This is a genomic window from Mycolicibacterium chengduense, from assembly GCF_033741155.1.
GTDB lineage: Bacteria > Actinomycetota > Actinomycetes > Mycobacteriales > Mycobacteriaceae > Mycobacterium.
Window position 1 is genome coordinate 940,829 of the sequence record NZ_JAWQNH010000002.1, and the last position, 14,303, is coordinate 955,131.

Consider the following 14,303-nt stretch of genomic DNA (forward strand, 5'->3'; position numbering starts at 1 on the left):
GTGGACCGGTTGGCGCTGTCCGACCTGGTCCACCTGTACGCCGCCGGCGTCGATGATCGCAGGTTCGACGACGTGATCGAGTTATTCACCGACACAGCCGAATTCCGACTTCCGGCACCGCCGCGTCAGCTGACGCCGGCCCGCACCGAACATGGCCACCGCGGAGTTCGCGCCGCCATGGCCGCCCTCGGCGCGGTCGAGCGCACCGAACACGCCATCGTGGGTGAGGTGTACGCGCCGGGTCCGCAACCCGGATATGCGCTGGGCCGCATCACCTGCATCGCCCACCACTGGAGCCGCCGCGGCACCGAGATCGACGATGTGGTGTGGCATCTGCGCTACGACGACGAATACCTGCGCACCCCGGCGGGGTGGCGTATCCACGGCAGGGCCCTGACCATCAACGCGATCGAGACCCGCCAGGCCCGTCGGCTCCGCGATCATCGTGAGCATCGCGATCATCAAGGGCCTGAGTCAACCAATCCAACAGCGGTTGTTGACCTTTCAAAATCTTCGACCGCGCCGACGGCACGTCGAACCAGCCCACCCGGTCCAGCTCCGGGTACTCGGTGACCTTGCCGGAACCGCGCGGCCACTCCAGTGAAAAGGTGTTACTCACCGCCGTGGCGACATCGAGGTCACCTTCGACGGCGTAGGCCGCGACGATTTTGCCGCCGGGCTGCTTGAGCGGCGGGAAGGCGATATACGGCCCGTCGGGCAGCAGCACGCCGGTCTCTTCGGCGAACTCTCGGCGCGCCGCATCCCACGGGTGCTCGTCCTGCGCGTACTCCCCCTTCGGTATGGACCACGCTCCGTCGTCCTTGCGCGCCCAGAACGGTCCGCCGGGATGTCCCAGTAACACCTCGAGGGCACCGCGGGTGGTGCGGTACAGCAACAGACCGGCGCTGTGGCGGGGCATCGCCCCACTGTAGGCAACGAGCAGTCGGCCACTACAGTCACCACCGTGGCCGACACCCACCACTACACCCGGTATGTCGCCCTCGGCGACAGCCAGACCGAGGGTCTCTGGGATACCGATTCCAGCGGGGCTCTCATCGGCTTCGCCGACCGGCTGGCGATGCGGCTCGACACCCATTGCCCCGGTGTCGAATACGCCAATCTAGCCGTCCGCGGGAAACGCATCCGTGACGTGCTGGATGCCCAACTTCCGGCGGCGCTGGCCATGCAACCGGACCTGGTCACCGTCTGCGTCGGCATGAACGACGTGACGCGTCCGGGCCGCAAGTTCGACGGCGCTCTGGTCGACCTGGACACCCTGTATGACCGGCTGGCCGACACCGGCGCGACGGTGGTGACCACCACCTTTCCCGATCTGGCGCGGGTGTTGCCTGCCGGCCGGGTCCTGGTGCCGCGCGTCCTGCGGATCAACGACGCCATCCGCGCGGCCGCCGAACGGCACGGCTTCCGCCTCATCGACCTGTACACCGCGAACTCGATGACCGATCCCGAGACCTGGAGCGCCGACCGCGTCCACGGCAGCACCAAAGGGCATCAACTGTTCGCCGCGGCGGCCGCCGAGGCTCTGGGATTACCTGGTAGCAATCATGATTGGGCTCATGCGGCGGCATCCGTCACGGAGCAGTCCACGCTGTCGCGCTGGTACTCGCAGGCCATGTGGACCCGCAACATGCTGATGCCGTGGATCTGGCGGCACCTTCGCGGCCGCTCGGCCAGCATCGGCGGCGGGCCCAGGCATCCGGAGTTGCTCCCGGTGACGGCGCGCTCGGAGGCCCGGTAGCCCGACGGCGCTCAGATCCCCGTCCAGGTGGAGTCGATCATCTCTGCGATATTGATCACCTTGGCCTGCTGGGCAGCGGGGTTGTCGATCTCCCCGCTGACATGGGCGGCGATGAACCGCTTGATCTCGGCGTCGATCCCGGCCATCACCCGCAACACCTCGGCACGCAGCGTTTTCGACGTGACGTGAATGGTGATGTCCCTGGGCTGCGGTTTCTGCACGTCCAGCACCAGCGCCAACGGCTCGGCCGCCCGCGCCACGGCCTGCAGCGCGATCTCGCCGAAGACGATGAACTGGGGCCGGTCGATCCTCAGGTCGATGACCATGTTGATCTCCAGCGGGATCCGGATGTCGAACCTGAAGTTGTGCCCGGAGTGGCGGGCTACCCGCGGCGTCTGGATTCGGACCCTGGCGGTGACCTTGGCGATTCGGCCGGGTCCTTGCCCGATGGGCCCCATCTGGAACTCGTCGCCGGCGATCGAGCCGATCGCATCTCCGACCCGCTGCTCGCTGACGGCGACTTCGAAGAACTTGCGGCCGAACTCTTCATAGGTCATGTACCCCGCCGGGTACTCAATCTCAGACATGGTGAACCTACCGTCTCATGCCCGCACTATTCGGCGAACACCCGCAGTCGGTGCAGGGCGGTCGGCCGGGAGCCGAACTGTCCGATCAACACGACGTCGCGCTCGCCGCGGACGCGCGCGGCCACACTGCGTCCCGCCGCCAGTAGCGTGCGGGTCTGCGCCCCGGCGAGCAGCCCGACCAGCTCGGCCTGCGGCATCGGGTCGCCGTCACCCGCGGTCAGCTGCAGTCCGGCGCCGATGCGCCGTTTCACCGCCACCTCGTCCCCGGCGGCGGCGTCGGCGAGCAACTCGGACAGCAGTCGTTTGCCACGCGCCCCGACGCCGGGCATACCCGCGGCGAAGCCGAGCGCGCCGGCCGGGCCTTGGTTGCGCAGCAGCGCGCCCGTCAACCGCAGCCCCGCCGGCGCCGCGGCCACCCCGGCGCGGGCGAACTGCAGCGCCATCGCGGGCAGTTCCCAGTAGGCGCGCAACGCAGCGATCCGCAACTCGCCGCCGTCGTGGCGCACGTCGTAGCGCAGCATCGCCGGGATGCGCATGGTGACCGCAGGACCCATCGCGACCTCGAGAACCAGATCCCGCAGCACCGTGGTCCCGACGACGATGTCGACATCGCGGTGGAACGTGATGGCCCGCGGACCGATGAAGGTGTCGTAGAACCGCCGCAGCTGGTCGTGGCCGACATGGGCGCGCGAGCCCACCGGATCCTGCACCCATCCGTCTGCGGTGAACAGCCCGACCCAGCCCTCCCGGTCGTGGGTGGCGGCCGCGGCCGGGGAACGTTCGACCGTGGTCAGAACCGCCAGGCGTGTTGTCGACATATCCTTTCGTTTACCACCCTTGTGCGAAGGAGGACGGCAATGAGCCAGAACGGGCCGTTCGGCATCGACCCCGAAGACTTCGACCGCTTGGCCCGCGAGGCCGGCGAGGGGCTGCGCGACGCACTCGATCGGTTCGGCAAACGCGCCGGCTGGTCCACGCTGATCGACCAGTTCACCGCGCAGTCGCGACCGACCCGACCGGAGACCACCGGCGACACCGGTGACGGTGTGTGGGCCATCTACACCGTCGACGACACGGGCGGAGCCCATATCGAGGAGGTGTATCCCAGCGAACTCGAGGCGTTGCGGGCCAACAAGAACAACACCGACCCGGCCCGAAGGGTGCGGTTCCTGCCCTACGGCATCGCGGTGAGCGTGCTCGACGCTCCCGAATAGCCCGTGCACGTTTCGCGTTCCCACTAAGCTTTGCCGGATGATGCGTGAACTGACCGTGGCGGCGACGATTGCGGTTGCTGCGCTCGGAGTGGCCGCGCCGGCGTTTGCCGATGACGACCCCGGCCGCTATCCCAGCGACGTGCCGGGCATGAACTACGACGCCTCATCGGGCGCGCCGTGCGACAACTATCAGCTGTTCACGTTCGGACGCGGTCCCGGCGGCCAGGCCATGATGTGCCGTTGGGTGCCCAACCAGTGGCCCCCGGTGTACACCGGCTTCTGGATGCCGTCCTATCCGCTCTACGGGGTGCAGCAAACCGGTGCCCCCTGCCCCGGGCCGCAGGCCGCTGCGCAATCCCCCGACGGCAAGCCGATGTTGTGCCTGGGTGCACAGGGCTGGCAGCCCGGCTTCTTCACCGGTGACGGGTTCTTCCCCGCCTGACCGGCTCATCCGATGCTCGCGGCGACCTGATCGCTGACGTGCCGCGCCCAGTCGTCGATGCTGCGGCGCACGCCCGGCGAACATGCACACACCGATACCTTCAGGTCGCTGGGTACGACGATCGAGTAGTGCTGGATCAGCACCGGTGCCAGAACGGCCCAGGCGAACAGCTGCTCGCCGTGGTCATCGCTACCGGGCATGGGACTCCTTGTGCGGGGTTGGGTTCTTCGGCCGATCGACCAGCCGGCCGAGTCTGCGCAGGAGGATGCCCAGCATGACCGCGCCCGCGAACAGCGCGGCGATCACGGCATCCGTGGTCAACCGTGTCATTCGAGATTCCGCGACTTCCGGGACGCGACGCCGGCCTTGGCGACCTGCAGCACCGTCCGGGCTGCCAACGCGGAAGTGCCTGTGGCGCGGGCAATGTCGGCAGACGTGGCGTTCACCGCGGTGATGACGCCGGACAGCCCGGCCGGGTGCGCGACCGTGACGGTCAGTTCGACGGTCGCGATGCCGCGATCGGTGACAGCTTTGCCTTTGGCGGACTGCACATCCGGTTCTCGTTCCAGCGCGGAAGCCGCCGCCGACGCCACCCCGTCGAGGTTCACCGTGATGACGCCCAGGTCGGCGGTGCCGGGCACCCGCAGCACCGGCGCCTTGCGGCTCGGCACGTGCGATACCAGCCAGACCAGTCCGATCAGCACCAGCAGCACTCCCGCGCCGGCGAGCCCCCAGGGCCACCAGGTCGACGTGGTGACACGCACCAGCGGGCCCGTGCTGATCTCGTCGGGGATGCGGCGTACCGCGTGCGTGGGCCACAGCACGGCCAGGGCTCCGATCGCGGCCAACGCCAGGCCCGCGACAAGTGTGGCGGCCCGGTCCAGCAGATCGTTCGAGCGCATGCTCATGCCGAGGTACTCGTGCCGATCCGCACCGCGATCCGCGGCGGCGGCCGCAGAATCTCGGTGGCGCTGCCGACCGCGGCGGTGACGGCGCCCTTGGCCGCTCCGCCGGCCGAAGCTCCGGATTCGGCCCCGGTGAGGCCGACGTACAGGGTCACCTTGCGGCGGGTTGCCTCCGCGCGCAGCACCTCGACGCCGGGTACGGCCGCGGCGGCATGGGAGGCCAGTCGGGCCACATCGCGCGGCCGCATCCACACCGCCGCCGATGCGTCGACGGCGATCGCGGTTTTGCGCCGGGGCCGCAGCGCCGAGAACACCAGCCAACACCCGGCGGCCAGCGCGACCGCTCCGGCCGGCACCATCCACCATTGACTGTGCAGCCCGTCGGCGGCGGCGACGGCGGCGCCGATCCAGGAGGTGCCGGTCATCCAGCCGAGCATGACACCGGCTTCGCGCACCGCGAGGACACCCGCGGCGAGCAACGCCACCGCCAGGACCACCCCGATGTACCGGGCGGTGGCGGTGGCCACGGGAACTCGGCCGGGTGCGGGTAGCGGAGCGGCATCGGCGGTCGTCATTGGACCCTCTTCATATCGGTGGTGGTGGTGGTGAGCTGCTCGACCGTGACGTCGACGCGGTCCACGTGCAGCCCGGCCATGGTGGACAGGGTGTGCGCGACGTTGCGCGCAACCGCGGAAGCAACCTCCACGGCCGGGGCCGGCCAGGCGACGGCGATCTTCAGATGGGCAGTGACGCGGTTTCCGGCGACGGTCAGCTGGGCCTGCGGCAGCGATCGGCCGGCGATCTTGGTCAGCCCCGGCGTGAACGGCAGGACGTCCGGTATGTCGAGGGCGGCCCGCACGGCCAGCCGCTGGGCAACCTTTTCCCGCACCGTCAGGGTGCCGCGATCGGCGCCGTCATCGGGGTCGCGGTGGCCTTCGTCGGTCTTGCTGGTCGCGTCGGGTTCGCAGTCAGTCACGGCCACGGCCGCGCAGCAGCGCGCTCAGATCGAGTTCACCGTCGCGGTGTGCGCCGATCAGGTAACCCACCGCGCCGAGCAGCACCGCGATGAGAAAACCCCACAGCCCGCCGGCCGCCGCGGCGACGCCGAGCAGGAGTCCGGCAACCAACCCCAGAGTCGATGAGGTCATGATGCGCCCCTTCCGCAGGACAACGTAGTGCTGGCACAGAAACTAGTACTGGCACAGATGGATTCACGATAGATGGGTGGCGGCGCGCCCCTCGCCGCGCCGCCACCCGGCGCACTATCGGAGATCGCGGCCGGACGCCGGTGTCACGGGCACGAGATCTTCGACGGTGACGTCTACGGGGAGGTCGGTGATGGCGCCGACCGCGGCCTGGATGGCCGACGCGGTGGCCCGAACCGGCGCATCCAGCGCGAGGCTCACATGGACGTCGACGCGGTCGGGTCCGATGCGGATACCCGGCACCCGGCGCCCGGGCAGATAGGTGGCCACTTCGCCGAACATGCCGGCGTGCAGGGCGGCCACCCCATCGACAGCGGTCACCGCCTCGGCAATGCGTTCGGCGTCGTCACTGGACACGGGCGGGTGTCGCGTCGTCGTCGGCCCCGTCGCCATCGATGTGCACGTCGTGCACGGTGATGTTCACCTCGGTCACCTCGAGCCCGGTCATCCGTTCGATCGCGGCGATCACATTGCGCCGAATACCGGCGGCCAGATCGGCGATGGCCACTCCGTACTCGGCGACGATGTCGATATCGACGGCCGCCTGCTTCTCACCGATCTCGACCGAGACACCCTGGCTCTGGTTGACGCTGGCGCCGGGGATCCGTTCCCGCAGGGCGCCCACCATCCGAGACGCGCCGCCGCCGAGGTCGTACACGCCACTGACCTCGCGGGTGGCGATTCCGGCGATCTTGGACACCACGACGTCGGCGATCGTCGTCTTGCCCTGCGAACTCACCAGGGGTGATCCCTGATACGGACTGACTTCCTTGCCCGAGGTCTCGATATCGGTCTGTGCGCTGGTCATCATCGCTCTCCTTCCGACTGCAACATAGGGGTAGTCGGGGCAACGACCCCAAACCGAACGTCGCTCCGACGTGATGCGCGACACATGCCGGATACCGGTGACTCTAACCAGGACCTATATTTTTGGGAACGGCGAAGCGCGACCGGAGAGCGGAGTGTGGTGATAGCGCCAACCCAAGGCGACCTACGCGACGCCGACGATGAGGCCTTACGGGTCGCCGCGACGCTCGGCGACCGGGAGGCCTTTGACGCCATCGTCAATCGATATGGCCCGGTGCTGTACCGGTATGCCCGCCGGATGCTCGCCGCGGAAGCCGATGTCGCCGACGTCGTGCAGGACACCTTCGTGGCCGCATGGCGACAGATCGGCAGCTTTCGCGGCGCATCGTCTTTGCGCACTTGGCTTTTCGCGATCTGCTACCGAAAGATCGCCGACACCCACCGGCTCAAGAGGGCTAAACCGGTCGAAGACTGGGTACTGGAACCCCTGGCCGGACCGGACACCGCGGCCGACCCGTTCACGGCAGCCTCCAACGCCGCGTTCCTGGATGCCCTGGAAACGGCGCTCGGTGAGTTGCCGGTGCGCCAACGGGCGGTTTGGATGATGCGGGAGATCGAGTTGATGACATTCCCAGAGATCGGTGAAGTGCTCCAGCTCAGCCCCGATGCCGTGCGCGGCCACCATCTGCGGGCGACCAAGACGTTACGAGTTCTGTTGAGGAGGTGGCAGTGACGGAAGCCGATCCCTTCCTGCACCGTGCGGCCTCGTATCTGCGGACGGTGCCCGAGCCCGGCTGGGATGCCATCAGTTCCACGGTGCGGGCCGCGGTGCATGCCGCGTCCCGCGTCGGCTGGCCCGTCAGGGCGTCGCGCGATGCCGCCGGTGGCGCGGTCTATATCAGCGATCAGGCCCTGCGCAGCCTGCTGGCCAGGGAGTTGCGCCGCAAGTTCGTCTGCCAACCGACGCGCATCGCGTTCACCCTCGACGGTGCGGTGCTGCGCGCCATCGACATCGACGTCACCGGTAGCTACGGCACCCAATTGCGCGAGCTCGGCGATGACATCCGACGCACGGTGCTCGACACGGTGCGGCAGATCCTCGACGATCTCGACGACAGCGGGCGCGGGGCGGCCGGACCGATCGACGTGACCATCACCGATGTCGTGGACGGCGATCCGCTGGGTTGACGCCGGTGCGGCGCGCAGCGACGCGGCCCCTGCGCCCGCGGCGACCGTGCCCTAGACTGAAAGTTGCGTACCGTCTGGAGTACGCCATCTAATTCGCTTCATCGAAGACAGCGGCAGCCAACAACACCGACAGGCAATGAGTTGAGCAAAGGACTGTTCTCCGGCTTCGAAGACGCGGGCTGGGACCACGCGCCCTGGGAAGTCGAACCTTCGTTCTCGCCAGCAGAATTGAAAATCCTGCTGGACCCGACGCTGTCAGTGGCCGAAGCCGCCGACCGCATCGGCTGCGTGCAGCGTGATGTGCTGCGGCTGCGACGCACGGCATGACTTCTCTTGCCGCCGAACCATTTTGAATAGCGCTCCGGCCGCATCACCTGGCTCGCAAGGCATTCGACATTGACCGGGCTTTCCCGTACCCGCGGCGCCGAAGGAAGGGCCGCCAGTCCGCTGCGCCCGAACTTGTCTGGTGCGCCGTGGGTTACGAGGTGAAACCCCAGCGGGCCCAGTTGTCGAGCACCTTCTGTTTGACCGGTGCGGGATAGTTCTGCTCGAAGGACATCACCCGCTTTGCCGGGCGCCCTACCCGGTCGGCGTTCTCCAGGCAGGCGTAGATCACCAGCGAGCTACCTCGGTTCTCGGCGAGTTCGCGGCTGACATGGTAGGACTCGATGCCGTCCCCGAACGCATGCAGCTCGGGAAAGTAGTAAGTGGTGAACGTCGGATGGTTGCGGGAGGCAAACGCCCACACCACCTGTTGTACGTCCGAGGGGTCGATGTCCTCCCCTACCACCAGGATCTTGGTCACCGTGTCGCCGGCGTGCTGCGTCCAGAAGGTGGTGCCGATGCGCTTCATGAACTCGTCGAGTGTCCAACCGGTACGCTGGTGCCAATCGGTGGGCACCCGGACCACGAACCACAGGATCGCCGATTCGAACAGATAGATGCCGTCGATGACGGGCAGCCCGGCCGCGCGCAGGGCGATCACCGAATCCGACGAGATGAAGAACCCCATGCTGACGTGGCAGTTGTCGATGGGAACACCAGGAATCGACATCGGCAGGATCGGGCGGTCCCGGAACGTGACACACGTGACCTTCTGCCGCGGGAACGAGGTGGTCTCGTCGGGGAGGTAGCCGGGGTACTCGCCGAACGGGCCCTCGGGTTCGCTGGTGCCGAACTCGACGATGCCTTCGATCACGATCTCGGCATCGGCCGGAACCAGGATGCCGCTGGTTTCGCATTGGACCATGTCGAGAGGTTCGTCGAGCAGGGCGCTGGCCACGTCGTATTCGTCGACCCAGGCCGGGATGCGCGATGCGGCCTGCGTGGCGGCCACCGGACTGACGCCCAGCGCGCACGCCCACGGCATGTCCCGCTGTTGTTCGCGCCACATCGACCAGATCATGCCGTTGTGCTGTTTGGGCCACCACTGGCCCGTCATCGTTTGTGCGTCCAGGATGACCGCGCGGTTGGTGGACCAGTTGGTCCAGCGGCCGTCCGGGGTCTGGGTGATGTTCAGGCCCGCCGTCTGCAGGTAGCGGCCGCCGTCACCGTCGTGGGCCAACGGCGCGGGGATGCGGTTGAGGTCGATCTGGTCACCCACCCACCTGTTCTGTTTGCACGGCGCCTCCGAAGCCTCGACGATTCGCGGCGGGTGCGCGGCGCCGTTCTGTTTGGCCTCGATATAGGCCGCCTGGATGTCCATCAACGGTGTCTCGGGTGGTAGACCCAGCATGACGGCCAGCCGCCGCCAGGGCTGCCCGGGGAACGAGCTCTTCCCCATCCCCCAGTCCGCGGCCCGAAAGCCCGGCGCGGCATCCTTGACGACGTTGAAAACGGGCATGGGTGCACATGTTTCGGCCGCATGCCGGAAGATCGCGCCCATCTCCAGGTTCCAGTCGACCTCGTCGTCGATCTCGACGAGCTCACCCATCTCCTTCATCAGGGCCAGGTACTGCCGGTAGCTGCGGGGGATCTTCGCGCGGTCGACGCGTGCGGGCACGGTGTCTCCTGTCCTAGGCCCCGACCCAGCGGGGAAAGAGGTCATGGGCCAGTTCGATATCGGCGAGGTCGCAGACGCGATTGACGGTCTGGTCGACGATCTCGTCCACCGAGCTGGGCCGGTGGTAGAACGCCGGCGTCGCGGGCATGATGACCGCCCCCGCCTCGGCCAGCAGGGTGAGCATGCGCAGATGCCCCACATGTAACGGTGTTTCGCGCACCAGCAACACCAGCCGGCGGCGCTCCTTGAGCGCGACATCGGCGGCGCGCGACAGCAGGTTGTCGGTGTAGGACGTCGCGATACCGGCCGCGGTTTTGATCGAGCACGGCGCCACGATCATCGCGTGGATACGGAACGATCCGGATGAGATGGACGCCCCGACATCGGTGTTCCGGTGCACCACATCGGCAAGATCCTCGACTTCGCTTGACGCACTGTCCGTCTCGGTTGCCAACGTACGTTTGGCCGCCGAGGACATCACGAGATGCGTTTCGATATCGGGTTGGCTGCGCAGTACCTGAAGGAGTCGGATGCCATAGGCAACGCCGCTGGCGCCGGACATCCCTACGACCACTCTGCGCGTCACAATAGGCTCCCGTGTTCCCCGCGAGCGGGTGCACTCATCGGTGTCGAGAAGTCTGCGATGCGCGATGATGCGGCGTCCAATAGAAAACACCACCGGTCGGCATCGGGTTCTCCGATGGCAGGCGCACAGTCATCGGATTTTCCTATCCGACCATCGTGAAACCCTATTGGACGCAAGTTGTTTCGGTCACTCAGGCTTGACGGCAAACCGGCTCGAATGGAGAGTGTCCTTGATGCCTATCCCCTCCGTCGTGCTCGTGCACGGCGCTTTCGCCGATGCGTCGACCTTCCAGCCCGTCACCAAGGCACTGCTGGAGGCGGGTATCCCCGTCACCGCGGCCGCCGTTCCCAACCGCGGTCTCATCAGCGACGCCGCAGCGGTCCGCGCCGTGGTGACCGCGATCGACGGTCCGGTGCTGCTGGTCGGTCACTCCTACGGTGGCGCGGTGATCACCGAGGCCGGCAGCGCCGACAATGTCGTGGCCCTGCTCTACCTCGCGGGTTACGCCTTGGCCGAAGGCGAAAGCTTGGCTGAGATGCAGGGCAGATTCCCCGATTCGGAGCTACCGGCCGCATTGCTCCAGGCACCATATCCGCCGACTGCGAGCGCCCCCGGCGGCATCGACTTCACCGTCGACGCCGCCAGATTCGCCGATATCCTGGCCGCCGACGTCGACCCGGCGCTGGCCTCGGTGCTCGCCGTGTCGCAACGCCCGTTGGCCGGTGTCGCGTTCGACGAGCCGGCCACCACCGCAGCCTGGCGCGACCGGCCCACCTGGGGGGTGCTCTGCCGCTCGGACCGGGGTTTACGGCCCGAGGTGCAGCGGTTCGGTTATGAACGGGCCGGCGCCGCCATCCGCGAGGTCGACTCGTCGCACCTGGTGATGCTGTCGCAACCGGCGTTCGTGATCGACACCATCCGTGAAATCCTCGTCGCGCTCGGCTGAGCCACTCCGGCAACCACCGGAGTGGCTTCAGGATGCTCCTATCGGGCATTGTTTCCCCACATGGAGTTGAGAACACTGGAGTACTTCATCGCGGTCGCCGAGGAGGGTTCGTTCACCAGGGCCGCGCAGAAGTGCTTCGTGACCCAACCGTCGATCAGCGCACAGATCCAGGCGCTGGAACGGGAACTGGGTGAGGCACTGTTCGATCGCACCCAGCGCAGCACCGTGCTGACCGACGGCGGCAAACTGCTGCTGCCGTATGCCCGGCAATGTGTGACCGCAGCCAACGACGCCAAGGCGGAGTTTTCCGCGCGGGCCGGCCTGTTGCGGGGCGAGTTTCGGATCGGCACCGGTGGCGGCGTGGAGCACACCACCGTTCCGCACTTGCTGGGCGCGCTCCGCGCGAAGTACCCCGGCATCGATATCGAGGTCGCGGAGGCGCCCAGCCGGCCATTGCTGGACATGGTGCTACAGAACCAGTTGCACGCAGCGGTCATCGCGCGCCCGGTCGATCCGCTGCCGTCGACGATCACCGCGGCGCCGATGTTCAGCGACCACATCGTCGCGGTCTACGACCCGGCGGTGTACCCGCTGGGCGACGTCGACCCGGTGCCGATGGGCGATCTCGCGCCATATCCGATCATCACCTATCCCCGCACCAGCGCGTTGCGCGCCGGGATCGACCGGGCGGCGGCCGCGGCTGGGGTGGCGCTGCGGGCCAACTATGCCGCCAACGACGTGCGGCTGCAGGTCGCGTTTGCCGGCAAGGGTCTCGGCATCGCGCTCAGTGTTCGCTCCGACCCCGCCCTCCTCGGTACCGGCTTGACTATCCGAGGTATCGATCCCGTCATCGAGTTCGAGAAGATCTTGGTGTGGCGCAACGATATTCCCGCCTCCGCCGTGTTGCGGGCATTCCTGGAACTGCGTCACGACACGACCAGCTGACCGGCTCCTGCACCGAGAGGACCCTATGACCGACCAGCCCGCCATCCGCAGCGCGCAGCGGATCGTCGACGTGCTCACCGCCTACGGCGTCCCGTATGTCTTCGGCGTGCCCGGCGCCAAGATCGATGCCGTCTACGACGCCCTGGCCGACGGTGGGCCCGAGGTCGTGGTGTGCCGACACGAACAGAACGCCGCATTCATGGCCGGCGCCATCGGCCGACTCACGGGTCGGCCCGGCGTCGTGGTAGTCACCTCCGGTCCGGGTACCACCAACCTGGCCACCGGGCTCCTCACCGCCAACACCGAGCAGGATCCCATCGTGGCCCTGTGCGGCGCGGTGGCCCGTACCGATCGGCTCAAGCGCACCCACCAGTCGATGGATGCGGCAGCGTTTCTCGCCTCGGTGACCAAGTACACCGGTGAAGTCAACCATCCCGACAACGCCGCCGAGGCCACCGTGAACGCTTTCCGCGCTGCGTTGACCGAACCGCAGGGAGCGGCTGCCCTGGTCTTACCCGCCGATGTGCTCAGCACTCCCACGGCAGCCGCCCCGACGGCACCACACCCGCTGCCGACCCTCGCCGGCGCGCCCCTGGAGGCGATCCGGTCTGCGGCGGCAACCATTCGCGGCGCCCGTCGGCCCACCCTGCTCGTCGGCAGCCGCGGCGCGGATCCGCACGCCTGCGCCGCACTACGTGATCTGGTCGGGTCCACCGGACTGCCCGTCGTCGAAACCTTCCAGGCGGCCGGCGTGATCTCCCGTGAGCTCGAGCAGCACTACCTGGGCCGGATCGGCCTGTTCCGCAATCAGCCCGGTGATCTCCTGGTCGCGCAGGCTGACGTGCTCATCACCGTCGGCTACGACGCCGTCGAATACGACCCCGCCCTGTGGAACCACGATCCCCGGCGCCCCGTGGTGCACATCGATTCCCTGCCCGCCGATATCGACAATCACTACCAGCCCGCCGCGGAACTGCGCGGCGACATCGCGGGCACCCTGGTCGAACTCACCAGGCTGCTGTCCGGACTCACGCTGCAACCGGACTTCACCGAGGACATCGCCCGGCATCGCCGCGCCCTGGCGAATATCGACACCACCGAATGTGCCCTGCCCACCGACGGATCGGGACTCAACCCCACGGCCGTGGTACTGGCCTTGCGTGCTCAGCTCGACGACGAGGCCACCATCGCCTGCGATATCGGTTCGGTGTACATCTACATGGCCCGCCACTTCCGGGTCTATCAACCACGGCGACTGCTGTTTTCCAACGGCCAGCAGACCCTCGGCGTCGCGCTGCCCTGGGCGATGGCCGCGGCCATGGTCCGTCCCGGCACCCAGGTGGTGTCCATCTCCGGCGACGGGGGATTCTTGTTCTCGGCTCAGGAGCTGGAGACAGCGGCCCGGCTGGGCCTCGATTTCACCCATATCATCTTGCGCGACAACAGCTATGACATGGTCGGCTTCCAGGAGATGCTGAAGTATGGCCGTAAGTCCGGTGTCCAGTTGGGTGATTACGATGTCACCGCCTACGCGGCCGCGTTCGGCGCGCGCGGATACCGGGTCGACTCGCTCGACGGATTCGGGGCGGCGTTGACCAGTGCACTGGCCGAGCGTGGTCCGTCCGTGATCGACGTGCCGGTCGACTACAGCCGCAACACCGCACTGGCCGCCGAGCTTCACGACGGGATGTTCGAGTGACCGACCGACCTGGAGGAT

22 protein-coding genes and 1 pseudogene are annotated in these 14,303 nt (G+C 67.6%); 10 read left to right on the forward strand and 13 right to left on the reverse strand.

The annotated features are described in order from the left end of the window. A pseudogene (locus tag SBI67_RS10010) lies at window positions 1-330 on the forward strand (nuclear transport factor 2 family protein); the annotation flags it as partial. A gap of 70 nt (window positions 331-400) precedes the next feature. Here the strand turns inward: SBI67_RS10010 and SBI67_RS10015 are convergent. After that, entirely contained in the window at window positions 401-919 is a 519-nt protein-coding gene (locus SBI67_RS10015; protein WP_266047820.1) for an NUDIX hydrolase, read from the reverse strand. A gap of 45 nt (window positions 920-964) precedes the next feature. Between SBI67_RS10015 and SBI67_RS10020 the strand changes: the two genes are divergently transcribed. Continuing rightward, window positions 965-1,759, forward strand: coding sequence for an SGNH/GDSL hydrolase family protein (locus tag SBI67_RS10020; protein ID WP_318980370.1), 795 nt, complete (start codon window positions 965-967; stop codon window positions 1,757-1,759). Window positions 1,760-1,770: 11 nt separating this feature from the next. On the opposite strand, the gene SBI67_RS10025 is transcribed toward SBI67_RS10020, so the two are convergent. Next, complete coding sequence (locus SBI67_RS10025) at window positions 1,771-2,346, reverse strand: hypothetical protein (RefSeq protein ID WP_318980371.1); 576 nt, start codon at window positions 2,344-2,346, stop codon at window positions 1,771-1,773. Window positions 2,347-2,372: 26 nt separating this feature from the next. Next, entirely contained in the window at window positions 2,373-3,164 is a 792-nt protein-coding gene (locus SBI67_RS10030) for a nuclear transport factor 2 family protein (protein WP_318980372.1), read from the reverse strand. A 39-nt stretch (window positions 3,165-3,203) separates the two neighbouring features. On the opposite strand from SBI67_RS10030, the gene SBI67_RS10035 reads away from it, so the two are divergent. Both SBI67_RS10035 and SBI67_RS10040 read left to right on the forward strand, forming a co-directional pair. After that, the gene (locus tag SBI67_RS10035; RefSeq protein ID WP_318980373.1) at window positions 3,204-3,560 is read left to right on the forward strand and encodes an Rv0313 family protein; all 357 of its coding nucleotides are present in this window, start codon (window positions 3,204-3,206) and stop codon (window positions 3,558-3,560) included. A 37-nt stretch (window positions 3,561-3,597) separates the two neighbouring features. Then, window positions 3,598-4,002 carry a hypothetical protein gene (locus tag SBI67_RS10040; protein WP_318980374.1) on the forward strand — a complete coding sequence of 135 codons (405 nt, stop codon included), beginning with the start codon at window positions 3,598-3,600 and terminating at the stop codon, window positions 4,000-4,002. 5 nt (window positions 4,003-4,007) lie between these two features. Here SBI67_RS10040 and SBI67_RS10045 read toward each other — a convergent pair whose 3' ends face one another. The 8 genes from SBI67_RS10045 to SBI67_RS10080 form a co-directional block, all read right to left on the reverse strand. Further along, entirely contained in the window at window positions 4,008-4,202 is a 195-nt protein-coding gene (locus SBI67_RS10045) for a hypothetical protein (RefSeq protein ID WP_024449709.1), read from the reverse strand. After that, window positions 4,192-4,332: a hypothetical protein gene (locus tag SBI67_RS10050; RefSeq protein ID WP_318980375.1), complete on the reverse strand. Its 141-nt coding sequence runs from the start codon at window positions 4,330-4,332 to the stop codon at window positions 4,192-4,194. Before SBI67_RS10050 ends, SBI67_RS10045 begins: the two co-directional genes overlap by 11 nt. Next, window positions 4,329-4,910 carry an Asp23/Gls24 family envelope stress response protein gene (locus SBI67_RS10055; protein ID WP_318980376.1) on the reverse strand — a complete coding sequence of 194 codons (582 nt, stop codon included), beginning with the start codon at window positions 4,908-4,910 and terminating at the stop codon, window positions 4,329-4,331. Before SBI67_RS10055 ends, SBI67_RS10050 begins: the two co-directional genes overlap by 4 nt. Beyond that, window positions 4,907-5,482: a DUF6286 domain-containing protein gene (locus SBI67_RS10060; protein ID WP_318980377.1), complete on the reverse strand. Its 576-nt coding sequence runs from the start codon at window positions 5,480-5,482 to the stop codon at window positions 4,907-4,909. The genes SBI67_RS10055 and SBI67_RS10060 overlap by 4 nt, the downstream gene beginning before the upstream one ends. Further along, window positions 5,479-5,883 carry an Asp23/Gls24 family envelope stress response protein gene (locus SBI67_RS10065; RefSeq protein WP_318980378.1) on the reverse strand — a complete coding sequence of 135 codons (405 nt, stop codon included), beginning with the start codon at window positions 5,881-5,883 and terminating at the stop codon, window positions 5,479-5,481. The genes SBI67_RS10060 and SBI67_RS10065 overlap by 4 nt, the downstream gene beginning before the upstream one ends. After that, entirely contained in the window at window positions 5,876-6,055 is a 180-nt protein-coding gene (locus SBI67_RS10070; RefSeq protein WP_266047830.1) for a DUF2273 domain-containing protein, read from the reverse strand. Before SBI67_RS10070 ends, SBI67_RS10065 begins: the two co-directional genes overlap by 8 nt. Before the next feature lie 114 nt (window positions 6,056-6,169). Further along, window positions 6,170-6,505 (reverse strand): Asp23/Gls24 family envelope stress response protein, encoded by a 336-nt coding sequence (locus SBI67_RS10075; protein ID WP_413232441.1) that lies wholly within the window; start codon window positions 6,503-6,505, stop codon window positions 6,170-6,172. Further along, a complete protein-coding gene (locus SBI67_RS10080) occupies window positions 6,459-6,923 on the reverse strand; it encodes an Asp23/Gls24 family envelope stress response protein (RefSeq protein ID WP_318980380.1) in 465 nt (154 codons plus the stop codon). Before SBI67_RS10080 ends, SBI67_RS10075 begins: the two co-directional genes overlap by 47 nt. Window positions 6,924-7,004: 81 nt before the next feature. Between SBI67_RS10080 and SBI67_RS10085 the strand changes: the two genes are divergently transcribed. The 3 genes from SBI67_RS10085 to SBI67_RS10095 all read left to right on the forward strand — a co-directional run bounded on the left by SBI67_RS10085 (window position 7,005) and on the right by SBI67_RS10095 (window position 8,434). Continuing rightward, the gene (locus SBI67_RS10085) at window positions 7,005-7,652 is read left to right on the forward strand and encodes an RNA polymerase sigma factor (RefSeq protein WP_318980381.1); all 648 of its coding nucleotides are present in this window, start codon (window positions 7,005-7,007) and stop codon (window positions 7,650-7,652) included. Next, window positions 7,649-8,107, forward strand: coding sequence for a hypothetical protein (locus SBI67_RS10090; RefSeq protein ID WP_318980382.1), 459 nt, complete (start codon window positions 7,649-7,651; stop codon window positions 8,105-8,107). The genes SBI67_RS10085 and SBI67_RS10090 overlap by 4 nt, the downstream gene beginning before the upstream one ends. A gap of 141 nt (window positions 8,108-8,248) precedes the next feature. Next, entirely contained in the window at window positions 8,249-8,434 is a 186-nt protein-coding gene (locus SBI67_RS10095) for a hypothetical protein (RefSeq protein ID WP_318980383.1), read from the forward strand. 151 nt (window positions 8,435-8,585) lie between these two features. Here the strand turns inward: SBI67_RS10095 and SBI67_RS10100 are convergent, their stop codons facing one another. Both SBI67_RS10100 and SBI67_RS10105 read right to left on the reverse strand, forming a co-directional pair. Then, entirely contained in the window at window positions 8,586-10,109 is a 1,524-nt protein-coding gene (locus SBI67_RS10100; RefSeq protein ID WP_318980384.1) for a UbiD family decarboxylase, read from the reverse strand. A 13-nt stretch (window positions 10,110-10,122) separates the two neighbouring features. Then, entirely contained in the window at window positions 10,123-10,695 is a 573-nt protein-coding gene (locus SBI67_RS10105) for a UbiX family flavin prenyltransferase (protein WP_318980385.1), read from the reverse strand. Between the two features lie 232 nt (window positions 10,696-10,927). On the opposite strand from SBI67_RS10105, the gene SBI67_RS10110 reads away from it, so the two are divergent. Genes SBI67_RS10110 through alsS form a run of 3 tightly spaced genes read left to right on the forward strand, consistent with a single transcriptional unit; the run spans window position 10,928 to window position 14,285 of the window. After that, the gene (locus tag SBI67_RS10110) at window positions 10,928-11,641 is read left to right on the forward strand and encodes an alpha/beta hydrolase (RefSeq protein ID WP_318980386.1); all 714 of its coding nucleotides are present in this window, start codon (window positions 10,928-10,930) and stop codon (window positions 11,639-11,641) included. Between the two features lie 60 nt (window positions 11,642-11,701). Then, window positions 11,702-12,586: a LysR family transcriptional regulator gene (locus SBI67_RS10115; RefSeq protein WP_318980387.1), complete on the forward strand. Its 885-nt coding sequence runs from the start codon at window positions 11,702-11,704 to the stop codon at window positions 12,584-12,586. A gap of 25 nt (window positions 12,587-12,611) precedes the next feature. After that, a complete protein-coding gene (alsS, locus tag SBI67_RS10120; protein ID WP_318980388.1) occupies window positions 12,612-14,285 on the forward strand; it encodes an acetolactate synthase AlsS in 1,674 nt (557 codons plus the stop codon). Window positions 14,286-14,303 lie beyond the last annotated feature (18 nt).